The 22,514-nt window shown below is 71.8% G+C and carries 18 protein-coding genes; 5 read left to right on the top strand and 13 right to left on the bottom strand.

All coding sequences use genetic code 11. The features are described from left to right. Positions 1–23 precede the first annotated feature (23 nt). From STRNI_RS05365 to STRNI_RS05330, 8 genes are all read right to left on the bottom strand, one after another. Positions 24–1,427, bottom strand: a complete 1,404-nt coding sequence (locus STRNI_RS05365; protein WP_277410657.1) for a lanthionine synthetase C family protein — start codon at positions 1,425–1,427, stop codon at positions 24–26. After that, on the bottom strand, positions 1,424–4,564 hold the full coding sequence (locus STRNI_RS05360; protein ID WP_277410656.1) for a lantibiotic dehydratase: 3,141 nt from the start codon (positions 4,562–4,564) through the stop codon (positions 1,424–1,426). The genes STRNI_RS05365 and STRNI_RS05360 overlap by 4 nt, the downstream gene beginning before the upstream one ends. Positions 4,565–4,657: 93 nt before the next feature. Further along, entirely contained in the window at positions 4,658–4,798 is a 141-nt protein-coding gene (locus STRNI_RS05355; protein ID WP_020397713.1) for a hypothetical protein, read from the bottom strand. A gap of 207 nt (positions 4,799–5,005) precedes the next feature. Then, complete coding sequence (locus tag STRNI_RS05350) at positions 5,006–6,055, bottom strand: UDP-N-acetylmuramate dehydrogenase (RefSeq protein WP_266445188.1); 1,050 nt, start codon at positions 6,053–6,055, stop codon at positions 5,006–5,008. Positions 6,056–6,224: 169 nt separating this feature from the next. Further along, a complete protein-coding gene (locus STRNI_RS05345) occupies positions 6,225–7,532 on the bottom strand; it encodes an NsdA family TPR-like regulatory protein (protein ID WP_277410655.1) in 1,308 nt (435 codons plus the stop codon). A gap of 284 nt (positions 7,533–7,816) precedes the next feature. Beyond that, positions 7,817–9,103 carry an MFS transporter gene (locus tag STRNI_RS05340; protein WP_018088667.1) on the bottom strand — a complete coding sequence of 429 codons (1,287 nt, stop codon included), beginning with the start codon at positions 9,101–9,103 and terminating at the stop codon, positions 7,817–7,819. Positions 9,104–9,412: 309 nt separating this feature from the next. Further along, entirely contained in the window at positions 9,413–10,426 is a 1,014-nt protein-coding gene (locus STRNI_RS05335; RefSeq protein WP_277410654.1) for a 2-hydroxyacid dehydrogenase, read from the bottom strand. Beyond that, the gene (locus STRNI_RS05330) at positions 10,423–11,592 is read right to left on the bottom strand and encodes a lactate 2-monooxygenase (protein ID WP_277413197.1); all 1,170 of its coding nucleotides are present in this window, start codon (positions 11,590–11,592) and stop codon (positions 10,423–10,425) included. Before STRNI_RS05330 ends, STRNI_RS05335 begins: the two co-directional genes overlap by 4 nt. Before the next feature lie 111 nt (positions 11,593–11,703). Between STRNI_RS05330 and STRNI_RS05325 the strand changes: the two genes are divergently transcribed. After that, a complete protein-coding gene (locus STRNI_RS05325) occupies positions 11,704–12,870 on the top strand; it encodes a PucR family transcriptional regulator (protein WP_277410653.1) in 1,167 nt (388 codons plus the stop codon). A 41-nt stretch (positions 12,871–12,911) separates the two neighbouring features. Here the strand turns inward: STRNI_RS05325 and STRNI_RS05320 are convergent, their stop codons facing one another. From STRNI_RS05320 to STRNI_RS05310, 3 genes are all read right to left on the bottom strand, one after another. Continuing rightward, a complete protein-coding gene (locus STRNI_RS05320; RefSeq protein ID WP_277410652.1) occupies positions 12,912–14,300 on the bottom strand; it encodes a carotenoid oxygenase family protein in 1,389 nt (462 codons plus the stop codon). Next, entirely contained in the window at positions 14,297–14,956 is a 660-nt protein-coding gene (locus STRNI_RS05315) for a TetR/AcrR family transcriptional regulator (RefSeq protein WP_277410651.1), read from the bottom strand. Before STRNI_RS05315 ends, STRNI_RS05320 begins: the two co-directional genes overlap by 4 nt. Before the next feature lie 66 nt (positions 14,957–15,022). Next, a complete protein-coding gene (locus tag STRNI_RS05310) occupies positions 15,023–15,484 on the bottom strand; it encodes a MarR family winged helix-turn-helix transcriptional regulator (protein ID WP_026169467.1) in 462 nt (153 codons plus the stop codon). Positions 15,485–15,580: 96 nt separating this feature from the next. Between STRNI_RS05310 and STRNI_RS05305 the strand changes: the two genes are divergently transcribed. Both STRNI_RS05305 and STRNI_RS05300 read left to right on the top strand, forming a co-directional pair. Next, the gene (locus STRNI_RS05305; protein WP_018088674.1) at positions 15,581–16,429 is read left to right on the top strand and encodes an SDR family oxidoreductase; all 849 of its coding nucleotides are present in this window, start codon (positions 15,581–15,583) and stop codon (positions 16,427–16,429) included. A gap of 641 nt (positions 16,430–17,070) precedes the next feature. Beyond that, on the top strand, positions 17,071–18,150 hold the full coding sequence (locus STRNI_RS05300; RefSeq protein ID WP_229837868.1) for a sugar ABC transporter substrate-binding protein: 1,080 nt from the start codon (positions 17,071–17,073) through the stop codon (positions 18,148–18,150). An 84-nt stretch (positions 18,151–18,234) separates the two neighbouring features. On the opposite strand, the gene STRNI_RS05295 is transcribed toward STRNI_RS05300, so the two are convergent. Both STRNI_RS05295 and STRNI_RS05290 read right to left on the bottom strand, forming a co-directional pair. Next, entirely contained in the window at positions 18,235–18,993 is a 759-nt protein-coding gene (locus STRNI_RS05295; RefSeq protein ID WP_159484660.1) for an HAD family hydrolase, read from the bottom strand. A 25-nt stretch (positions 18,994–19,018) separates the two neighbouring features. Next, positions 19,019–19,498, bottom strand: a complete 480-nt coding sequence (locus STRNI_RS05290) for an Lrp/AsnC family transcriptional regulator (protein ID WP_018088677.1) — start codon at positions 19,496–19,498, stop codon at positions 19,019–19,021. Positions 19,499–19,724: 226 nt separating this feature from the next. Here STRNI_RS05290 and STRNI_RS05285 point away from each other — a divergent pair, with 226 nt between their 5' ends. Beyond that, positions 19,725–21,233: an FUSC family protein gene (locus STRNI_RS05285; protein ID WP_277410650.1), complete on the top strand. Its 1,509-nt coding sequence runs from the start codon at positions 19,725–19,727 to the stop codon at positions 21,231–21,233. A 177-nt stretch (positions 21,234–21,410) separates the two neighbouring features. Continuing rightward, positions 21,411–22,508 carry a lactonase family protein gene (locus tag STRNI_RS05280; RefSeq protein WP_277410649.1) on the top strand — a complete coding sequence of 366 codons (1,098 nt, stop codon included), beginning with the start codon at positions 21,411–21,413 and terminating at the stop codon, positions 22,506–22,508. Positions 22,509–22,514 lie beyond the last annotated feature (6 nt).

Below are 22,514 nucleotides of genomic sequence, written 5' to 3'. Positions count from 1 at the left end.
GGCCGGCACCCTGAACGACCGCATCAGCCCATGAGGAAAGCCGCGTCCCAGCCGTTCACCTCGTCGAGGGCGACTCCCCGGCGGGCGTCGGCATAGTCGGCCAGTACGAGGGCGATTCCGGCGGCGCCGTCCAGCAGACCGGGGTTGTGCACCCGGTGCGGTGCGGGTTCCGAGAGGGGGGAGGGCGGCAGAACCTGGCGGTAGCCAAAGGGAGTTCGGGTATCGCACTCCGCCACGAGCTCCCGGGCGAGTTCGTCCGCCGCAGCCCACCACTCGGTCCGCCCGGTGGCGACGGCCATCCGGCTGACGGTGTGCAGGATGCCCGCCCGGCCATGGCAGAAGCCCGGGTCGGCGGACACGGCCGCATCGTACGGGCGGCGCACCAGTCCGCTGACCGCGTCCTCGGCCAGGTCCGTCAGCCGGCGGTCGCCGAGCGCCCGCCCGGCCAGATACAGGGTCCAGGCGATCCCGGAGGTCCCGTAACACCATCCCGGCCGGCTCCTCGCCCCCGCCTCCCGGGACCGCCGGCGTTGCCGGGACGGGTGGGAAGGCTCCCCGGATGCCTCCGGGTGGGCGACGCGGCCGGGCCACTGCGTGCCCAGCTCGTCGGGGTGGCCCAGGCTCACCACCCAGTCGGCCATCCGGCGGAGGGCATCCGGCATCCCCGGCACCCGGTGTCCGGAGCGGTACGCCAGCGACATCAGGGCGAGCGGGCCGCAAATCCCGTGCGCGACACCGACGTTGAAGTCGCCGTTCGGGAACTCCGCCCGGTCCCGCGGGACGAGATACCGGTCGGGGGCGCACCACCATCCCGGAATCCGGCTGCCGTCTCCTGCCGGGGAGGGCAGGGGATGCGTCATCCCGACCAGAAAGCCGAGGACGTCGCGGAGCGCCCGTGCGCACCGTTCGTCGCCGTGGTCGGCCGCCAGCAGCAGGCCACGGCCCTCGCCCGCCAGGCCCGAGATCGCGTCGTAATCGCCGGCCGCCAGCCCCGGGCCGTGCTCCTGCCGCCGGGCCACCAGCCGGGCGACATGGGCCCGGACGTATCCGGCGTGCACCTCGGCGCTGCGTGCCAGCAGCCGGGTGTATCCGCCGTGCTCCTGGGCGTGCAGCCGGGCGGGCAGCAGCAGATCACCGACCGCGGCCGGGCCGGCGTCGGTGGTCGCCGCGACGGCCGCAGCCAGGTGGGCGTGCCCGACCGCCGCATACCGGGCGTCGTTCCGGGCGCATCTGGTGTGCAGCAGCGCGATGCCGGAGTGTCCCAGCAGCAGCGACGCGGGCTGCCAGGCCGGCTGCAGCAGTTCCGGCGGCAGCGCGGCGAACGCCTCGTGGGCGGTGCCGGCCACCTGCTCCGGTGAGCTCAGCAGATCGGCGACGCGGTGGGCGAGGTCCGACGCCGCGTCGCACAGCGCGAGGGGTGCGGTCATCTGTTGTTCCGCTTCCGTCCGAGCCACAGTGCCAGCGCCTCACGGGCCGTCGCATGTGCCGTCAGTTCCTGTTCGCGCAGCGGTCCGAGCAGCCGGTTGCAGTGCATATGGGTCAGGCTCAGGGCGATCCGTGCCGTCCGGTCAGGGTCCGTCGCACCGGCGGACAGCACCTCGCGCAGGCCGGCCAGCGCCGGGCCACGGGTGCTCCACCCCACGCCCCAGCCGTCCGCCGCGGCCGGCGGGCCGGGCCGGGCGTGTGCGTCCAGCAGTGCGGCGACCTCCTGCTTCCGGGCCCGCGGGACCTCTCCCCGGCGCTCCAGCACCGACGGGCTGCTGAGCCAGTTGAGCGCCTCGTCCGGAGAGCCGAGGCGGGTGAGGATGTCGAGGATGCCCAGCGCGGCCGGCAGCGACGGCTCGTCCAACTGGTCGGGGGCCATGGCCAGCAGCGTGACGACGGACTCGCTGTCGGCGTGGAAGACGCGCTCGGCGTGCCCGAGGGCGGCCGGTCCGCCGTACCGCTCGACCTCGGGCTCGTAGGTGTCCAGGACCACGTTCCCGAGGAGCCCCGCCTCCGCACGCGCCCGCGCCCAGGAGTGGAGCTCGGGCAGCAGCACCGGCCACAGGGAGTCCGGCTTGCCGTGGAACCGCAGCCGGATGTGCGGGACGGGATCCTCGTAACGGAGGAAGAACCAGAGGTCGGCGCCCGCCCTGCGCAGCAGCTCGGGGTCGGTCAGCGCCCCGAGGTGACGGGCCAGCACCTCCGGCTGGCGGGCCCGGGGCACATAGATCTTCGCGTAGAGCCACTCGCCACCGGGCAGATGAGTACGCGTGCCGCGGCCGCTGTCGGGGCCACCCGTCAAGAGTGGGGCCGGCGCCGTCACGGGAGGGGGCTGCCGGGTGCCCTGCGCGGCGCTCCGGCCGGCGGGCCGGGCGAAGACGGGGAAGACGAACTCGGCGGCATGGGAGCCCTCGGGGCCCTGGAACCATTGCCGTTCCTCCTGGCCGCCGAACCGCTCCACCAGCGTCAGACCGGTCGCCCGCCGCACCTCGTCGCGGAGGACCAGAAGCTGCAGCGGGTCGTCGAGATCGACCGCTACGCGGTGGTCGGCCTTGGTGAGCAGCACCCGCCGGGGGACGCCCCAGCGCCGCCGCCACTGCCCGACCTGCGCACCCCACTCCTCGTCCCCCCGGCCGGCTGCGGCGCGCAGCGCCCGGTCCGGCAGCCATTGCGCCGGGGAGAGCACGGTCCGGCCGTGGCGCACCCGCGGCAGCGCCGGAGCCGAGGCCCAGCTGCCCCAGCTCCACGGTGCGCAGAAGGACCGGCCCTCCTGCCCGAGCTCCAGCAGGAACCGCGCCACGTGCGGAAGATGACCGTTGCCCGGGTGGAGCATGGAGTACGACAGCGGCCGCACCCTGCGGCCGGTCGCTCCGTCGACGAGCCGCAGACCGTCCGTATCCGCATGGACCGCCAGATGCTCCAGACGCAGATCCTGCGCGGTCTCCGCCATGGCGGGTCCCACACCCAGGGGGAGGCGATGGGAGAGCCACTGCGGAACGGCGGACACATTGCCGGAGCGCGCCACCCTGGGCCGGTAGGCGACACAGGCCGGGATCTCGCCGTCCGGCGCGCTCTGCTCCGCGTGCAGCGCCAGCTCCTGAATCCGCGCGCCCGACTGGCCGAGCACCGGCGCGAACCGGCTGAACATCGCCCCCGCCAGCGGCGACACTGCCTGAGGCGCGAGCACCAGATGGAAGTCCCCGTCACACAGGGCCTCCCAGTCCGGCGCCACCAGCTCGGCTCCTACCTCCATGCTCAGGGGGGCCGGTCCGCGCTCCGCCGGTTCCAGGGCACGTACGGTCTCCTCGTCGAGCACCACTTCCCGGGCGCCACGGCGGGCCGCGTCCATCAGCAGTTCGCCGAGGACCCGGTCGCGCTCCCCGGGCTCGGGGGAGGGCAGGGCAGCGGGCCCGCTGTGGGGGCGCGGCAGCCCCAACCCCCGCGCTTCGTCGAGCAGTTCCAGCACCGGCACCGGGCGGTCGGTGCCGTACCGTTCGAGGAAGGCCAGGTGGTAGTCGCGCAGGTGCGGATTGCCGCGGTGGACGGGAGAGGTCCGCCACAGCACCGTCGCGGCACGGGCCGCTTCCCGGGCCACTTCTTCCGGCAGCGTCAGTCGCACGTCCAGGGACAGGTCCGTCTGAAGGACGTCGGCCGCCGGCTGGAGCGCCCGCATCCGCGCGGATACCGCGGTCAGCCGGGCCCGTCGGCCGCCCGGCGGCGCGGCGTCCAGGGCTTGCAACTCCGCATATATGGAGCGGAGTTCATGCGCCGTCGGATGGTCGACCCCGTGCAGCCGGTCGCGTATGTGGTCGAGGGGGGCGGTGCAGTCGGGCGGCGGCGTCAGGTCGGTCAGCAGGAAGTGGCCGCGGACCAGCTGCACGATGCTGCTCTCGACCGCGCCTTCGGACGCCTGCGGGAACTGCCGCTTCCCCTCTTCCACCAGCCGGGGAAAGGGGGTGGCGCGCGCGGCTGCGGCCAGGAGGTGCCGGACCACCCGGGTGTGGCGCACCGATCCGGCCAACTGCCGCTCTCCGGTGCGGTCATGGTGGTCGACCAGCACCAGCCGGCCGTTCCGTACGGTGTGCAGGTTGTTGGCCGTGAGCCGTGAACGCTCCAGTACGGCGGGGACCTCGCGCAGGGGCTCCAGAACGGCGTCCAGCCAGGCCGCGTCCGGCCGGGTCACACTGCGCCCGCCGCCGACCGGTTCCCGTGCGGGCGCCGGTCCGAATCCGGCGAGACCGACCCCCGCGAACAAGCCGAACGGGGTGGGGCGGTGGGACATCCGTGAGCGGTATTTCGTCAGCGTTATCGCGAGACGACGCAGCGACTTGAGTCTGAGCCGTTCCCCCGCGACAACCCGGTCCGCCTCCGCCGCCAGGCTCGCGCTGGCCAGGCTCACCGCCTCCATGAGCCGTGGGTCGGCGGCGAGTTGGGCGATGTGCCGTCGCAGCCGCTCCTCTTCGGGCAGGGGCTCGTCGGGCTGCCGGGCCAGGGCATCGTCCGGTGGCAGGGGGAGGGCCGCGGCCCGCACCAGAGCCACCGTCCCGCACTCGAAGGCCACCTCACCCGTACCGCTCATGTCCGCCCCCGCCCCGTTCCCCTGTCATCGCTTCGCCCGACGACGGTGCGGGGTGGTGCGGGACGACCTCCCGCACCACCCCGCACCCGTGTCTCAGCAGCGCCAGGAGGTGGGCGGGCAGACCTGCGTCATGAGCTTCGAGTCCTGCGCCTTCACGGCGGTGTCGGCCGACTCCATGATTTCCATGTCCAGGTCGAGGTCGAATTCGTCCACGTTGATGGTGACGTTCTCCATGATCCCCTCCAAGAAAGTTAATTCAATTCCGGAGTATTTCCGGTTGTTGCGCGGATATTTCGCAACCGCCGACGTATTCCATCCGAGGCCGCGGACCGGGGTCAAGCACGTTTGATGTTTGGCCAAGGAGCAACGCCCCTGCTCCGGGCCTGTGTTACGTTGCGCCCGGCCTCGGCCGCACGCGCCCCGCACGGCCGGTGTGCCGCCTCAGAGGAAGTCGAGTTCGGAGGTGAGCCGGACCCCCGTGCGGCGCAGCACCTCCTGGCGTACGAGCTCGATCGCCCGGGTGAAACCGGCGGCGGTCGCCCCCTCATCGGCGACCAGTGTGTAGTGCAGCGAGGAAAGGCGAACGCCCGTGACGACCGGGGTGCCCAGCTCGAAACCGGCCTGCCGGATGAGCCAGCTCGCACTCACCCGGGTCGAGCCGTCGGGGAAGCGGTTCACCGGCGCGTGGCGCGCCCGCAGGCCGTCGGCCTGCGCGGCGGAGATCTCGGGGCTGAGGAACACACTGCCCACCGATCGGTCGTCGGTGCCGCTGCAGCCCAGCACCATGCCCTTGCTCCGTCGCACAGTGAGCACGGCCTGGGCCACCTCCTCCAGCGGAACGCTGCTCCCGACGGGGACATCGAGCACACCGGCCACCGTCCGGTAGGTGACCGGCGCGCTCAGCGTGGACCGGCGCAGCGCGAAGACCAGGGTCAGCAGCGTCCACCGGCGGGAGTGCTTGAAGACACTGGTGCGGTGGCCCAGCCCGCAGGCCGCGGCGTCCAGGGTGACCATACGGCGCAACTCCCAGTCCCACGCCGTCACTTCCACCAGGCAGTCGGCGGTCTCCTGACCGTAGGCGCCGACGTTCTGGACCGGGGTGGCGCCGGTGGTCCCGGGGATGCCCACGAGCATCTCCAGCCCCGTGAGGCCCTCGGCGATGGTGGTGTCGACCAGGTCGCCGAGGGGATGACCGGCCTGGACCTCGACCAGCACCCGTCCATCGGCGGTGCTCCCGGTCATGCGCAGGCCCTTGGTGCTCATCCGCAGCACGGCGCCCTCGCATCCGGCGTCGCTGACCACCACATTGCTTCCTGCGCCGAGACAGACCGGCTCGCCGGGGGAGGCGTCGGCCAGCGTGACGAACTCGGGGAAGTCCGCGGGGTCGAACAGCTCGAAGAGGACCGCCGCCGGTCCTCCGATGCCCAGCGTGGTCATCGGGGCGAGCGGTGCCTCGTGAGTGACTCGCATATGTTCCTGTTTCTCCTGGATGCCGTTCCGTGTCGAGGGGTCGTGTCAGGGGAGCGCGCGGTGCTGCGGCCGTCCCTCAGTGTGTGACGGGCGGGACGCCCTGCCGCGCTCCCGCACGAGGGGAGGGGGCCGGTGTCCTGCCGACGGCCCGGGAACGGCACGGCGGACGACGGGACAACGCGCTCACGCCTCAGCCCGCCGCCTGCGCCTGGCCCGCCGTCAGCAGATCGTCGGCCCGTTGCACGATGTCACGCGCCACCGCACTGTCGTACCGCACAAAGCGCCGCCGGAGCACCATCAGCCGCGCGTGGGCGCGCTGCGAGCTGACGTTCTCGGCCAGGGCCAGCGCGTCCGTGGCGGCCTCCGCCGCGCCGTCGAGCTCGCAGCGCGCCAGTCGCGCCTCGGCCAGCGAGGCGCTGTGCAGCAGCAGATTGCGCGGCTGGCTTCCCTGGAGCATGTCGATCCCGCGGGTGAGATGCTCCTCCGCCCGCTTGGGCCGCCCCAACTCCAGCCAGGCCCGGCCGGCGTCGGCGACCATGACCGCGGGGGTGAGCCAGTACGCCCAGGGCGGCTCGGCCGAGGGCCTGCCCGTCCGGCTGAGCTCGGCGGCGTCCTCCAGGGCCCGTTGACAGGCCGCCTCGTCGCCGAGACTGGCATGGGCTCTGGCCTCGCGGGTGGCCAGCAGCGCCTGCCCGATGCCCATGTCCTCCTGCGCCGACCCCTTGCGGGCGATACGGATCAGACGCAGCGCCTCCTCCGCCCGGCCGGCCCACCCGGCCCGGTAGCTCATACAGGAGATGATGTACGCGGCGAGCGGCCGGTCGCCGGCGGCCCGTGCGGCGCCCAGCGCGGACAGGAAGCGGGAGTTGCTCAGCTCGTCCATGCCCTGATCGGCCGTCAGCCAGGCGGTGAGCTGGCCGAGTTCGGCGATGATGCGGTGCAGCCGCCGCCCGGTCGAGGCGTCGTAGGAGTACTTGGCGGCCAGCCTTTCCGCCCACTGGAGGTCCTGCAGCGCCCAGTCCAGTACGAGACCGCTGCTGCCGCTGTCGTCCAGCTGCCGCAGCTGCTGGATTCTGATGGTCAGCATCTCGACCGCGACCCCGGGGACCTCGTCGCCGCGCGACCGCGAGGGCGGGGGCACCGCTTCGTCGGCCACCAGCCAGTCCACCGACGCGGTGAGCGGATCGAGGGCGGCCGGCCGCTGGACGGGCGTCGCGAGACGCTGCCGAGCGGGGGCCGGCCGGAACTGCGGGGCCGTGGACGGGAAGTGCTCGGGCCACAACGCCTCGACCGTCACCGGCTCGCCGAGATGGTCGGACAGGATCTTGGCGATGATGTACGGCAGCCGGCGCCGGGGGCAGGAGCCCTTCAGCCAGTTGTACGGGGCCTTGCTGCTGATGGTGCCGTTGCCGCAGCGCCTGTTGATCTCACGGGCCAGCCGCTCCGGTGGCCAGGACAATCGCGCCAGACAGGTCGCTAACACAGACGTATCGTTCATCGGCGGAGAACCTCGGCCGCGGCGGCGCTCGATGCGGGAAAAGTGGTGTCCGGGGCAGGACCGGTCAGCTCCGGCGACTGCCGCAGGCGCTCCGGAGCCGGGTCGGGTGGGAGCGGAATCGGACCGATGGTCTCCATAGCCGCTTTCCACGCCCCCTGCCGCCAACTGCCCAGCCATACTAGGGATTCCCGGGAGCCGGACAGCGAATCTGTGATGACTGACACAGCTCTTGCACATGATGTGCAAGTACCGGAGCCGATCATGAGGCGTCGCAACCCCGTGCCTCAGACCTTGTGCAGTTGCCGGGCCGGATCCTGCTCCCGCACGGGTACCGGGCGCAGCGCCCTCCAGTAGAGCGCGACCCCGACCGCCAGCACGGCCACCGCGAACAGGAAGGGCGCGTCGAACGACCCGGTCATCTGCGCCAGCCAGCCGGTGAGCAGCACACCGCCCGCGGTGGCCGCCGTATTGAGAAAGTTCATCAGCCCGCTGACCGCCCCCACCGCTCCCGGCGGTGCGAGCAGTCCGGGCAGCGCCCAGGCGACCGGCGCGGCGATGGCCAGCCCCGCCAGCGAGACGGACATCCAGCAGACCGCGACGGCGGGTGATCCGGCGCTCCCCGCGGCGCCGATCGTGCCGCCCAGCGCCAGCCCGCAGGTCAGCACGGTCCTGCGGACCACCCACGGGTCGCGGCCCCGGCGGATCAGCCGGTCCACCAGCCAGCCCCCCACGGCGAGTTCGGCGACCGTCGCGATCGCCCAGGGGACCATCGAGTAGAAGCCGGACTGCAGCAGCCGCACATGGAACTCCCGCTGAAGGAACTCGGGCATCCAGGTCAGCACGATGTTGATGGTGTAGCCGTAACAGGCGAAACCGCAGGCCACGGTCCAGACCCTGCCGGAGCGCAGGGCCGAGCGGAACTGCCGCAGCCCGCCCCGGTCGGTGTCCCGTGCCCCGCCCCGGAGGATGAACTCCCGCTCCGCCGGCCGCAGTGAGCGGTACTCGGACGGGTCCCGGTAGCCCCACCACCACACGACGGTGAACAGCAGACTGACCGCGGCGCTGAACAGGAACCCGGCCCGCCAGCCCCACTCGCTCATCACGAACGCCAGCACCGGGAACGACACCATGTTGGCCAGCTTGGTGGCGCCGTCGAACAGCGCCGTCGCCATCCCGCGCTCACTGACGGGGAACCACGCCGCGGTCGCCTTGGAGGCCCCGACCATCGAGGGACCCTCGGCCACCCCGAGCAGCAGGCGCGCCAGGATGATGGGGCCGACCCCGCCGGCCACCGCGGTGAGCAGGCCCGCAACGGCCCATAACGCGGAGGCGATCCGGGTGAGCCGCGAGACGCCCAGGATGTCCACGAGCATGCCGGCGGGTAACTGCACCAGACAGTACGACCAGGTGAAGGCCGAGAGCACCACACCGAGTTGCTGCAGGTCCAGCCCGAACTCGTCGGCGATCGAGGAGCTCGCCACCGATATCGCCGTACGGTCAAGGAAGTTGACGACGATACCGCCGGCGAGCAGTCCGCCGATCGCCCAACGGGTGCGTCCACGGGGTTCCACGAGGGTGCGCCAGCCTTTCCTGGTGAGCCTTGCCTTGCGCCCCCGGGCACCCGTCGGCGGGCACCGCTTGAGGGGTGCCCGCCGACGGGTGGCGAGGAGCGCATCGGAGCCGATGCCGGGCGGACGCTACTCCTGTTGCCGGGGCGTCAGCCGTCGAAAGTGTCGAGAAATGGCGGTGGCGCGCCAGCAACGCGCCACCGCGCCGCACCGCTCCTGTGTTCGGGCCCGACGTCCGGCGCCCGGAACAATGGCTGAAATTCAGAAAGGAGCACGCACCCGCGCCCCGTCGCGGCGAGGGGGCCGTTGCCGTTACGACACGACGTCCCGCAGCGGCTTGCCCTCCAGATGGCCGATGACGTTCTGCACGGCCGCCAGGGCGATGCGGACCAGGGTCTCGCGGGTGACGCCCGCGACGTGCGGGGAGAGAACCACGTTCGGGGCCTTGAGCAGGCGCAGCGCGGCCGTGGGCGGTTCGGGGTCGAAGACGTCGAGGCCGGCGCCGGCGAGGGCCCCCGCCTCCAGGGCGTCCGCGAGGGCGTCCTGGTCGATGAGGGCGCCGCGTGCGGTGTTGATGACGAACGCGGTGGGCTTGAGGAGGGCGAGCCGCTCCGCGTCGAGGAGGTGGCGGGTCCGGTCGTTGAGCGGGGCGTGCAGGGTGACGTAGTCGGCGGTGCGGAGCAGGTCGTCGAGGCTCAGGTGGCGGGCGCCGCCGAGGCGGGCCTCGGTCTCCGGTCCGGCGGGCTTCGGCCCCGTATAGACGACGGTCATGTCGAACGCGACGGCGCGGCGCGCCACTTCCTCGCCGATATGGCCGAGGCCGATGATGCCGAGGGTCTTGCCGGACAGTTCGGTCAGCGACTGCTGGAGGCGCGGCAGCGCCCAGTCGGCCTCGACGAGGGCCGTGTGGGCCGGGACCAGCTGCTTGGCGAGGGCGAGCATGAGGGCGAAGGTCTGCTCCGCCACGTTCTGCTTCTCCGCACCGCTGGAGCCGATGTTGCAGACCGGGATACCCCGCTCGCGGGCCGCCTCCAGGTCGACGTAGTCGAAGCCGTGGCTGGCGCACTGGACGAGCTCCAGATGCGGTGCGGCGGCGAGATGGTCCGCGGTGACCGGGCTCAGACCGGTGATCAGGAGGTGGGCGTCGCGCAGCGCCGCCGGGTCCTCGTCGGCCGACTCGACGACGGTGACCCGGGCCTGGCCGGGGAAGAGACCGGCCAGCGCGGCGCCGGCGGTACGGCCGCCGACATGCGGGGAGACGACGGCGAGCAGGTTCTTCACGGGGTGCGGCTCCGGGGTGGGGGCCGACTGCGGCGCGGTGGTCATACGGATACCTCGATGAGGTCGTCGGCGGTCGGAGTGGTGGGGCGGGAGTGCCCGGACAGCGCGAGGGTGAGGTCGAACTCGGCGAGCAGACAGCGCAGCACATGCTCGACACCCGCCTGGCCGTCGAGGCCGAGCCCGTAGGCGTAGGGCCGCCCCACCAGCACCGACTTCGCGCCCAGGGCGAGCGCCTTGAAGATGTCGTCGCCGGTGCGGATACCGCTGTCGAAGAGGACGGTGAGCCGGCCGGCGGCCGCCTCGGCGACCCGGGGCAGCGCATCGGCGGCGGCCACGGAGCCCGCCACCTGGCGGCCGCCGTGGTTGGAGACGACCACACCGTCCACACCGGCCTCGGCGGCCCGCAGCGCGTCATCCGGGTGCAGAATGCCCTTGAGCACGATCGGGCCGTCCCAGTTCTCCCGCAGGAACGCCAGGTCCGGCCAGGTTTTGGCGGGGTCGGCGAACATCCCCACGAAGTGCCGGACCGCCGCGTTCGGGTCCTCGTGGACCGGTTTGGCGAGCCCTGCCCGGAACGCGGGGTCGCTGAAGTAGTTGGCGGTGCCCACACCGTGCAGGAACGGCAGATAGGCCTGGTCGAGATCGCGCGGCCGCCAGGCGAGGAGCGGGGTGTCGAGCGTGACGAACAGTGCGGTGTAGCCCGCCGCCTTCGCCCGGTGCAGAAAACTCCTGGTGACCTCGCGGTCCTTCGCCCAGTACAGCTGGAACCACCGCTCCCCGTCACCCATCGCCTCGGCGACCTGCTCCATGGGCGTGCTGGAAGCGGAGGACAAGATGTACGGCAGGCCCTGCGCCGCGGCGGCCCGCGCGGCGGCGGACTCCGCGTCCGGGTGCATGATCGACAGCACGCCGACCGGCGCCAGCGCGAGCGGCGCGGGCAGCGCACGGCCGCACACCTCCACGGACAGATCGCGTTCGTGCACATCGCGGAGCATCCGCGGGACGATCCGGCGGCGGTCCAGTGCGGCCCGGTTGGCGTCGGCGGTGCTGCCGGTGCCCGCGCTGCCCGCCACATAGCCGACCGGGCCGGGGCCGAGACGCTGCTCGGCGAGCCGCTCCAGCCGGGTCAGATCCGTCGGCAGCCGCGGTACGGCGCCCGTCATGCCGTGGAGATAGATCTCGTACTGGAAGTCCGCCCAGTGCTTCGCCATCCGTACTCCCGCCTCTCGTCGCTGAGACTGCGTGCTCACCCGAGATCCTGGCGACAGTGACAAGACCCGTCCACCGCGCTGCGCACAACACGCGGGTGGAATCATCACCCTGTGATAGAGGAACGGGAGCGCGTCCGGCAGCAGCTGATCGCTGACCCACGGGCCGTCGCGACGATCGTCGCCGCCGTGCGCGAGCAGGTACCGGCCTACGCCGCGCTCGACGACAGCCGGCTGCACGAGGTACGTGCCATCGCCGCCTGGGCACTGGACCGGCTGCTCCATCTCTGGGTCACCGACGGCGCACTCACCCCGGCCGATCTCCGGCGGTTCCGCGGGATCGCGGCGGCGCGGGCCGCGGACGGCCGCCCGATGCCGGCGGTCCTGCGGGCCTACCGGGTCGCGGCGACGGTCCTGACGGACGAGATCGCGGCCGCCACGCCCCCGCTGGGCGCACCGGACGCCTTCGCCCTCACACGCATGGCGCTGGCCACCCTCGACACGCTCGCCGAGGAGATGGCCACGGCGTACACCGCCACCAGCGAGGACCTCGCCGGGGACCGTGACCGGGCACTGCGGCTGCTCCTCGACGACCTGATCACCGGCCGGCACGCCTCCATCGGGGCACTGACCGACCGGGCCGCACGGCTGGGAGTCCAACTCCCCGACCCTTACTGCCTGTTGGTGGCGGAGCCCACGGAGGTGGGCGGCCCCGCCGTGACCCAGGAAGCCGCCTTCGGGCTCCTCGCCGCGCTCAACGGTCCCGGCGGTGCGAGCACCTTCCCGGCGACGGTCCGCGGCTCGCGCCTCGTCCTGCTGCTGCCCGCCGCGGCCGGCGGGCGGGCGTCGGAGGTCCTGCACGAGCGGGGCCTGCGCGGCTGTGCGATCTCGGGGGAGAGCCTGGACCGGATCGCCGTCGCCTACCGTCTCGCGGCCGACGCCCTGGAAACGGCGCCCGCACACGCCCACCATCCCGCGCGGGTGCTGACGGACGGGGACGCCCAGGTACTGGCGCTGCTCGGCGGCCGCCCCGCCGCCACTCCCGAACACCTCAGCCGTCTGATCCTCGGCCCCCTCGTCCAGCCCGGCCGCCACCACCTCATGGAGGCGCTCACCACCTACCTCGACACGGGCTCCGCGAACGCCGCCGCCCGCAGGCTCGGCCTCCACCCCCAGTCGCTGCGCTACCGTCTGCGCCGCATCAGCGACCTCACCCAGCGCGACCCACGCGACCCCTGGCAGCGCCTCACCCTGGACATCGCCCGGACCATCGCCCACTGAACAGCCCGGCGGCTCCCCGCCCGCCACCGGGCTGCTGAGGCTCACCCGGCCAGGGCGTAGCGAGGCACCTCCCGCTCGTCCCCGGGCACCCAACTGCCGTGCAGACCGAGCGGGACACGTACGGGCAGATGAATACGGGCGATCGGCTCACCGGTGAAGTCCAGGGCCGACAACAGCACCAGATCGGTGGCGCCGCGCTCCGGATCGAAGACGTACGCCATCACATATCCGTCGTCCTCGGCGGTGGGCGACCCGGCGGGGACGAACACGCCCTCACTGACGGCCCCGTACCGCCCGAACTCGTGCGCCTCGGAGGTGCCGCGCAGCAGATCGTGTTTGAGCAGCGCGTTACTGAACCCCTCGTCCGGCCGGGTGTCGCCGGGCCCGGCGGGTGGCGCGTAGAGCTCGACCGCGGCGGTGTACCCGTACCGGTAAGGACGCCCGCTGTAGCGGGGGTTGAGACGTGGGAACTCCTGGACACGGTCGTCGAGCCGGTCCTCGCGCAGCTTTCCGGCCGTCAGATCGACCGTCCAGCGGTCCAGTGTGGGGCGGCTGGTGCCGACATCCCTGATGTCGAAGCCCTCCGGGTGCCGGACGACGTCGATGACGACTTCACTGCCGTCTTCGTAGGCGTTGAGTGTGTGCCCCACCAGGCTCGGCGCGACCTCGAACCAGCGCACCGCACCCCCGGCCCGCGGCATCACGCCCACCCGCGCCGGGCGGTTGCCGTCCCAGACGAACGGGATCCCGGTGGGCAGATGAGCGGCGCTGAACACCACGGGCGAGTCGAAGAGGAGCACATGGCGGTCGGTCAGGGCGAAGTCGTGCATATAGGGGTTGCCCGGCACCTCGATGGCCGTGGCCCGCAGGACCACGCCGGACTCGTCCATCACGATGTGCTGGACCTGGTCGGAGCCGTAGCGGAAGGCCAGCGAATGCAGCTCACGGGTGCGAGGGTCGAAGAGGGAGTGGGCGTTGGCGCTGTAGCCCTGCGGTGTCGCCCCGAGCGCGCAGGGGCCGATCGTGTCCAGGTCGTAGGTGAGTTCGTACGGGCGTATCCCGCCCTCGATGAGTGCGAAGGTACGGCCCGCGAGACCGACGACCTGCACGTTGGGGGAGATGTCCATCAACTCGTCGACGGGCGTCCCGCGCCGTGGTTCACCGAGCCGGTCGGCGACCGCGGTGGAGCGGACCCAGCGGTTGCGGTACCACTCGGCGCGGCCGTCGCGGATCCGGACGCCGTGGACCATGCCCGCACCGAGGGTCCAGAGATGGGTGGCGGCGTCCTCGATGCCCAGTGGGTTGGGCCCGTTGCGCAGGTAGCGGCCATTGAGATGGGCGGGTAACCGGCCGGTGACGGGCAGGTCGTAGGCGGTGATCTCCTCGGTGACCGGAGCGAACGCCCCCGAGAGATAGCGGTTGCCGGTCATGAAGTCTGGCCCTCTTCGGTGGGGGAGGCGGAGTCGGCGGTGGCGGTGGCGGGCCGGGCGCTGAAGGCCTGCGCCACCGCCTTCATCAGCGTTTCGTAGCGGTGCGCGGCGGTGTCCGGGGGAAAGTGTCCGGCGATCTCCAGGCTCACCGCCCCGTGTGACGCGGCCCAGAGGATCTTCGCGATCTCCTGGGCGTCGCCCGGCCGGAAGGCCCCGGAGCCGATGCAGGCGGTCACGGCAGCGGTCGAGGCCTCAAATGCGGTCTCGGCGACGGCCAGTGCCTCGGCACTCGGCCGGAAGCCGGGGACGGCCTGCTCGAACATCACGCGGTAGTAGGCGGGTTCGGCCAGGGCGTGCTCCCGGTAAGCCGTCCCGAGGTTGCTCAGTCGTGTCAACGGGTCGGCCGCGGCAGGAACGCGCTCCTGCGCCCGGCGCAGCCGGGCGAACCCTTCCCGGTACAGGGCGTCGGCGAGCCCTTCCTTGCCTCCGAACATGGTGTAGAGAACCTTGGTCGACGAGCCGACCTCGGTGGCGATCCGTCGCATCGTCAGCGCGGCGGGACCCTCCGCGACCAGCAGGCTGATGGCGCGGTCGAGGATCGCGGTGCGCACGGCTTCCTGGCCGGCGCGCTGGGCATCCTGATAGAGCGTGCTCATGGGTAACAACGTACCCTGTGGGTAACATTGTTACCCGAGCGGGATCCCACCCCGGATCCCGCCGTATCAGCCGTCCTTGTTGGCCTTGAGTTTCCGCCACACCGCGCTCAGCGCTTCGAGGTCCTCCTGGTCGAGGAGGTCGGTGAACACCGGGGCCAGGCAGGCGCGTCGGGTGGCGTCGGCCTCTTCGAAGAGCTGGTGGCCCTCCGGTGTGAGGGACACCTCGACGGAGCGGGCGTCGCGGGCGGAGGGGGTGCGGGTGACCAGTCCGCGGCTCTGGAGGGCGTCCACGACACGGGAGACCTGGCTGCGGCTGAGCATGGTGCTGTTGCCGAGCACCGAGGCCGGGACCGGTTCCGGGCTGGAGGCGAGCCAGAGCATGACCTCGAACCAGGAGACCGGCAGGTCGTGGGCCTTGCTCAGGGCGCGGTCCACACGCTCGGTGAGGACGGTTCCGGCCCAGACCAGCCCGTAGAAGGCGTGATCGGCCACGGGCATCTCGGCCTGGGTGAGCTTCCTTTTCGCCATGCGGCAAGGCTACCGGTTGCGTGCATGCACACATAATGCTTATGGTGTGTGTACACGCACTTAACTCGCCTCGTTACGTCAGCCGAAAGGTTCGCCATGTCTTCCCCCTCGTCCAAGGTTGTTCTGATCACCGGTACGTCCTCCGGCATCGGCCTGGCCGCCGCGGTCGCCGCGGCGCGGGCCGGCTGGCGGGTGGTGGCGACGCTGCGCGACACCGGCCGCTCCGGTGCGCTGCGCAAGGCGGCAGAGGAAGCGGGGGTGGAGCTCGATGTCCGGCAGCTGGACGTCACCGACGAGAGCTCCGTCGCCGCCGCGGTCGACGGGGTGATCGCCGATCACGGCCGCCTCGACGCCGTGATCAACAACGCCGGTGCCGGACACCTCGGCACCCTGGAGAACGAGAGCGTCGCCGATGTGCGCGCGGTGATGGAGGTGAACTTCTTCGGCGTCCTCCATGTCTCGAAGGCGGCACTGCCGCATCTGCGGGCCACGGGTGGCCGTCTGATCACCGTCACCAGCGTCGGCGGGATCATCGGTCAGCCCTTCAACGAGGCGTACTGCGCGGCCAAGTTCGCCGTCGAGGGATACATGGAGAGCCTGGCGCCGGTGGCGGCCGGACTCGGTGTGTCCGTGTCCGTGGTCGAGCCCGGCGCCGTCGCCACCGAGTTCGTCAACAACATCGGGGTCGATCTGGCGGCCGAGGTGGCCGCCGCGGGGCCGTACGCGGACGCGCTGCAGGCGTACCTGGACCGCACCGTCGCACAGTTCCTCGGCAGTGCACAGACTCCCGCCGAGGCCGCCGGGGCCGTGCTGGAGGCGCTCACCGCGGACCGGCCCGCGTTCCGCCTCCAGACGTCGGACTGGGCACGCGAGTTCACCGGCACCAAGCTCACCGACCTCGACGGCTCGGCGGTGCTCGGCCTCACGGGTGGCTGGGTCGGCTGAGGGGGAATCAGAGGGAATCGGCGGCAGAAGATCAAGTCGAAGGGATTCCCGAGGGAAGTCCCCGGCGTGATTCCCGGGGAATTCCCATTGGTGTCGCTGTAATTGACTGCGGTGTGCGGCCGGGAAATGTTCCGCGACAGTTCGTCATCGGGGCGGCGGCAGTCGGCGCATCGGCTGTCCTGACCAGGACGGCGCCGGGGGCTAGTCGGCCCACCGGCCACTCCGGAAAGCTGTGCGCAGCACCTATTTTCCCTCTCCCCCTCTTCGCGGTCCGGTACGCGAGAGGAAAGGTGCCCGCTGTACCGCTCGCGAGCGGTGGTCCGGCGTGGTCGGGCAACTCCGTTCAGATATGCCCTGGTTGACGGATGGGGTGACGGGGAAGGGTGGGGTGTTACCCCGCGTTACACTTCGGGATTCGAGGTCGGGTGCCGGGCCGGGAAATGGAACGTTCCGGAGTGATACGGAACGAATTGAACTTTTCGGTACTGTCCGGAACGCCCGTCGGGTGACGGCGGTTCAGAGAGTCAACTCACAACTCACTTTCATATCGTTGTGACTTTGATTCTTGACGGTAGGGCCGCAGGTGGCGTTCACTTCAGCCGTTCTGGGCCGGTCAGGCGGCCCCTTTGGAGGTACCGGAAATGAATGCAATAATGCGGCGTGCCCTCACCGGCGCGGTGGCGCTTTCGCTCGCAGCACCCTTGGCGGCCTGCGGAAGCGATCAAAAGGATGCCGGTGCCGGCAAGGACTCCATAGGTCTGCTCCTCCCGGAGAGTAAAGCGGCCCGCTATGAGAAGTTCGACCGCCGTATCATTTCGTCGCGTATTGCATCGCTGTGCCTCGAATGCAAGGTCGAATACCACAATGCCGAGCAGCAGGTCGACGCTCAGAGGAGACAGTTCGACGCCCTGGTGAAGAAGGGCGTCAAGGTCATCATTCTGGACCCGGTCGACGCCGCGGCGTCCAAGAGCTGGGTGGATTCGGCCGCGAAGAAGGGCGTCAAGGTCGTCGCGTACGACCGGCTCGCCGAAGGCGATGTCGCGGCCTATGTCTCTTACGACAACGAGAAGATCGGCCGGCTCCAGGCGCAGGGGATTCTCGCCGCCCTCGGTTCCCAGGCGGCCGCCTCCGACGTCGTCATGATGAACGGCTCGCCGACCGACCCGAATGCACCGGCCTACAAGAAGGGTGCCCATGAGGTCCTCGACGGCAAGGTGCGCAAGATCGTCTACGAGAAGGACATCCCCAACTGGTCGGCGGCGACGGCCAAGAAGGAGATGACCGACGTCATCAACGCCCAGGGCGCGGAGGGCTTCGACGCGGTCTACTCGGCCAATGACGGTATGGCGGGCGGCATCGCCGCGGCACTCAAGTCTGCCGGGATCAAGGATGTTCCGGTCGGCGGCCAGGACGCCGAACTCCCCGCGCTGCAGCGGCTGGTGGCCGGAACCCAGTACTTCACCATTTACAAGGAAGTCAGGCCGGAGGCCGAAACCGCCGCCGAAATCGCCTTCCGTCTGCTGCGCGGCAAGAGCATCAAGTCCCTGACGACGACCACTGCCGACAGCAAGAGCAAGTCCGGTATCCCCGCCGAGCTGTTCAAGGCACAGATCGTCACCAAGAAGAACATGAAGAACACCGTGGTGCGCGACGGCGCCGTCCGGACCGACCTGCTCTGCGAGGACCTCGCCGACGCATGCAAGTCCGTCGGCCTGGAGTGACAAACGCTCAGTGAGCGCAGCATGAGGCAAGACGCGCCTGTCGGCGGCCGGTGATCGTGCGCCGGCCACCGACAGGCGCGGCCGTCAGCTGCCCGCCCGGCCACCCCGGCCGGGCCTCTCCTCAACCGCGGCGGTTCCCCCTCGTCGCAGCCAGTCGTGCGCGGCCTGTGCCGTGAACTCCCCCTGGCCGCCCTTGAACAGCAGTCCGGCGCGGGCGAACGCCGGGTCGTCGACGGTGCCGGCCACATAGGGGACGGCGATGCACCGCATCCCCGCCCGGTGTGCCGCGAGCGCACCGGGCGCCGCATCCTCCAGCACCACACAGTCCGCGGGAGCGACACCCAGTCGGCGCGCGGCCTCCAGGAACACATCCGGCTCCGGCTTGCCGTGCGCCACCTCCTCGGCCGACACGACCGTGGTCAGCAGCGCATCGAGCCCGGTACCGGCCAGCACCGCCTCGATCGCGGCCCGCGACGAGCCGGACGCCACCGCCATCGGATGCCCGGCCGCCGACAGCCGCTCCACGAAGACGCGCATCTCGGGAAAGACCTCGGTGTGCGCCCGCGCCAGCTCCAGATAGGCGCGGTTCTTGCCGGCCAGCAGCTCCTCGACCGGGGCGTCGAGGCCGAACTCCCGGCGGAGCGTCTCCAGCGTCTCGCGGGTGCCGATGCCGATGAAGCGGGTGTGGTGCTCCCAGCTGAAGTCGGGCACGCCGTGGTCGGCCAGCAGCCGGCGTCCCGCCTCGTAGTAGTTCGGCTCGCTGTCCACCAGGGTGCCGTCGAGATCGAAGATCACCGGAGCGGGCGGGACGGACGTGACCGGGGAGGCGGGCGAGGTGCTCATGCCCACCAGGATGCCAAGCGGCGGCTCACCGCGGCCCGGCGCCGCCGCCCACCGCCTCGACCAGCGGCAGCATCCGGTGCGGCACCCGCTCCCGCAACGCCATCTCGGTACGGGTGCGGACCACGCCCGGCAGGCTGATCAGCTGCTGGATCACATCCTCCAGATGGGCCGCGTCCCGTGCCACCACCCGGGTCAGCAGATCCCCGCCGCCGGTCGTCGAGAACGCCTCGATGATCTGCGGCACCTCCGCCAGTGCGTCGGCCACCTCCTCCAGATGCCCCTGTGTGACCTCGATGTGGACGAAGGCGAGGACGGGGTGGCCGAGCGCGGCGGGGGACAGCCGGGGGCTGTAGGCGGTGATCACGCCGTCCCGTTCGAGGCGGTCGAGACGCGCCTGGACGGTCCCGCGGGCGACGCCGAGGAGGCGGGCGTACTCCCGGACGCTGGTGCGCGGCTGCTCCAGCAGCAGCCGCAGGATCTTGGCGTCCAGGGCGTCCACGGCCATGCTCAACATCTCCTCACGGGGGCTGTCAGGAGCTGTCACCCTCGGTCACGCTCCCGCCCATTGGCCTCCTCTCGGCGTACATGGAGGCCATGAGACTGTACCAATGGCACAGCATCCATGGCCTGTGTTGAGCAATCTGCCGAAGTGATGCTGTGATGGCCCCGTCGATGGCGCTGCGGATCCCGCGGCGCCTTTTTCATGCGGACATGTCGAAGGGGCGGAAGCTGTGCTGAAGAGGGTGTTCGTGGCTCCGGATCCAGGGCTGCTGCGGCTGCGCGGCGCCACTCGGTCCGTCCTCGGCATCGGCCTGGCGGTCATGGTGTGCGGGCTCACCGGCCACTCGCTCGTCGCGGCCATCACCGGCGGGCTCGCCGCGCTGCTCGCGCTCTTCACGGTCACCGACACCACGGTCCGCGGCCAGATGACCACCACCGCGCTGCTGCCCGCGGTCGGCTTCCCGGTGCTCGCCGCCGCGGCGGTGCTGCATGATCACCCGGTGGCGCGGGACGCGGTCTTCGTCGCCGTCGTGGGCGCGGGGGTCTACGCCCGCCGCTGGGGGCCGCGCGGTCATGCCCTGGGCGTGTTCGCGTTCATGACCTTCTTCGCGACGCAGTTCCTGCACACGGTGCCGTCCCAGCTGCCCGAGCTGTGCACCGCGGTCACCCTCGCACTGCTCGCCTCCTCCACCGTCCGCTTCGCCGTGTGGTGCTACGAGCTCCGGCTGCCTCAGGTGGCCGTGCCCGTCCCGCAGGGGGCGAGGGGGCTGGCCCGGACGACCACCCGCCAGGCGATCCAGGCGACCGCCGGCAGCACCTTCGCCCTCCTCGTGGGCCAGTTGCTCTCCGAACAGCGGTGGTACTGGGCGGTGGGTGCCACATGGTGGATCTTCGTGAACACCACCTCGCGCGGCGAGACCCTGGTCCGGGGCTTCCGCCGGGCCCTCGGCACGGTGCTCGGCATCGGCATCGGGCTGGTCGTCGCCGTCCCGCTGCACGGAGCGCTCGTCCCCACGATGGCCCTCGTCGCGGTCTGCGTGTTCGGGATCTTCTACACGGCCGCGGTCTCGTACACCTGGATGATGCTCGCGGTGACGCTGATGGCCGGGCTGCTGTACGGGCTGCTGGGAGTGCTGGATCCCGCGCTGCTCGCGCTGCGGCTCGCCGAGACCGGTGTGGGGGCGCTCGGCGCGGCCCTGGCCGTGCTCCTCGTGCTGCCCGTCACCACCCACGCCACCACCGACGCCTGGATCCAGCGTGCCCTGCGCTGTGTCCACCAGTGCACCGCCGAGGCCGCCGCCCGCCTCGCGGGCTCCACGACCGCGGACCCCGCCCCGCACGTCGCCGAACTCGCGCCCTTGCTGAGCCGGGTGCGGCTCTCGCTCGCCCCGCTGGTGCACCCCCTCAGCCCGCTGCGCGCCCGTAAGGCACGGGCCCGTCAGGTGCTGTCGCTGCTCGACGACTGCGCCCGTGAGGTCCGCGGGCTGGCCTCCATCGCCGCCGACCCGGAGGCCTCCCACGACGCCCGGCTCACCGCCGCCTGCCAGCGCGTGGAGGCCGCCGTCGAGGCCCTCACCACACCACGCAGCACACGCCACACGGCGGCCGCCGCCGTCGCGGTGTCCCAGCCTCCCGCGGCGGAACCGGCGCTGGTCCATCTGCACGGCCTGGAGCGGGCGCTGGCCGAACTCTCCGCGCCCCTGCGGAGCTCCCCGCGCTCCCCGCTGGTCGACGCCTGACCCGCGCGCACCGCGCACGGACGGTCCGCCCACGCGCCCTGTGGCGTCCCGAGCGCCCTGTGGCGTGCGTACGTCAGGGGCCCGAGGGCGGGAACCGGCCATCGCCCGGGGCGCCCCGCCCGTGACTGTTAGCGTCGCCGCAGCACCTCAACGGGCAGGCGGACGAAGGGCGGACCAGTGGGGACGAGCGTCAACGGCCGGCGGGCGTACATCGGATCGTTCACCACGGCCGGCGGCCTCGGCATCACCACCGCGGCCGTCGACCCGGAGTCCGGCGCCCTCACGCCCCTGTACTCCACCGACGCCGTCCCCAACCCCTCCTACCTGGCGCCGAGCCCCGACGGCCGGCACCTCTACGCGGTCAGCGAGACCCCGGACGGCGCCGCGGCCGCCTTCGCCCTCACCGCCCGGGGGCCCGAGCTGCTCGCCCCCGCCGTCCCCGTGGACGGCGCCGACCCCACCCACCTCACCCTGGCCGACGGCCGGCTCATCACCGCCAACTACAGCTCCGGCAGCGTCAGTACGCTCCCCGTACGGGACGACGGCACGCTCTCCGGCCCCGCCACCGTGCTCGCCCACCAGGGCAGCGGCCCGCGGACCGACCGCCAGGAGGGCCCGCACGCCCATGCCGTGATGCCCGACCCCAGCGGCCGCTGGCTGCTCAGCGTCGACCTGGGCACCGACTCGGTGCGCAGCTGCGCCCTCGGCACCGGCGACGGGACGCTGACCGTCCACGCGGAGGCCCGGCTGCGGCCCGGCAGCGGCCCGCGCCACCTCGCCTTCCACCCGCGCGGCGACCGTGCCTACGTCATCAATGAACTCGACCCGACGGTGACGGTCTGCCGCTGGGACGCCGGCCGGGGTGTGCTGACGCCGCTGGGGGAGACCCGCCTCCTCCCGGACGGGGCCGCCGAGGGCTCCGCTTCCAACGACTCGGCACGGAGTGGAGGCGGAACGCAGGGGAGCGGCACCTTCCCCTCCGAACTGGTCCTCTCCCGGGACGGCCGCTTCGCCTGGGCCGCCAACCGGGGCCATGACAGCCTCGCGGTCCTCTCCCTCGGCGCGTCCGGTGACACCGCAGCTCTCGTCACCACCGTTCCCTGCGGCGGCCATTGGCCCCGCGACCTGGCACTCCACCCCGACGGCCGGCACCTCTACGCCGCCAACGAGCGCTCCGGTGACGTCACCTGGTTCACCGTCGACCCGGCAACCGGCATCCTGGTCAGGACCGGATCCGTCCAGGCACCGGCCGCCTCCTGCGTGGTCTTCGGCTGAACCTGC

The sequence above is a fragment of the Streptomyces nigrescens genome (genome assembly GCF_027626975.1).
In the GTDB taxonomy this organism is placed as follows: Bacteria; Actinomycetota; Actinomycetes; order Streptomycetales; family Streptomycetaceae; genus Streptomyces; species Streptomyces nigrescens.
The sequence above is the reverse complement of the archived record's forward strand: the minus strand, read 5'-3'. Positions and strand labels throughout refer to the sequence as shown.

Excerpts from the sequence above, each read along its gene's own strand:
- STRNI_RS05365 (WP_277410657.1), bottom strand. The coding sequence starts at position 1,427 with ATGACCGCACCCCTCGCGCTGTGCGACGCGGCGTCGGACCTCGCCCAC.
- STRNI_RS05360 (WP_277410656.1), bottom strand. The coding sequence starts at position 4,564 with ATGAGCGGTACGGGTGAGGTGGCCTTCGAGTGCGGGACGGTGGCTCTG.
- STRNI_RS05355 (WP_020397713.1), bottom strand. The coding sequence starts at position 4,798 with ATGGAGAACGTCACCATCAACGTGGACGAATTCGACCTCGACCTGGAC.
- STRNI_RS05345 (WP_277410655.1), bottom strand. The coding sequence starts at position 7,532 with ATGAACGATACGTCTGTGTTAGCGACCTGTCTGGCGCGATTGTCCTGG.
- STRNI_RS05335 (WP_277410654.1), bottom strand. The coding sequence starts at position 10,426 with ATGACCACCGCGCCGCAGTCGGCCCCCACCCCGGAGCCGCACCCCGTG.
- STRNI_RS05330 (WP_277413197.1), bottom strand. The coding sequence starts at position 11,592 with ATGGCGAAGCACTGGGCGGACTTCCAGTACGAGATCTATCTCCACGGC.
- STRNI_RS05320 (WP_277410652.1), bottom strand. The coding sequence starts at position 14,300 with ATGACCGGCAACCGCTATCTCTCGGGGGCGTTCGCTCCGGTCACCGAG.
- STRNI_RS05315 (WP_277410651.1), bottom strand. The coding sequence starts at position 14,956 with ATGAGCACGCTCTATCAGGATGCCCAGCGCGCCGGCCAGGAAGCCGTG.
- STRNI_RS05310 (WP_026169467.1), bottom strand. The coding sequence starts at position 15,484 with ATGGCGAAAAGGAAGCTCACCCAGGCCGAGATGCCCGTGGCCGATCAC.
- STRNI_RS05305 (WP_018088674.1), top strand. The coding sequence starts at position 15,581 with ATGTCTTCCCCCTCGTCCAAGGTTGTTCTGATCACCGGTACGTCCTCC.
- STRNI_RS05300 (WP_229837868.1), top strand. The coding sequence starts at position 17,071 with ATGAATGCAATAATGCGGCGTGCCCTCACCGGCGCGGTGGCGCTTTCG.
- STRNI_RS05295 (WP_159484660.1), bottom strand. The coding sequence starts at position 18,993 with ATGAGCACCTCGCCCGCCTCCCCGGTCACGTCCGTCCCGCCCGCTCCG.
- STRNI_RS05290 (WP_018088677.1), bottom strand. The coding sequence starts at position 19,498 with ATGGCCGTGGACGCCCTGGACGCCAAGATCCTGCGGCTGCTGCTGGAG.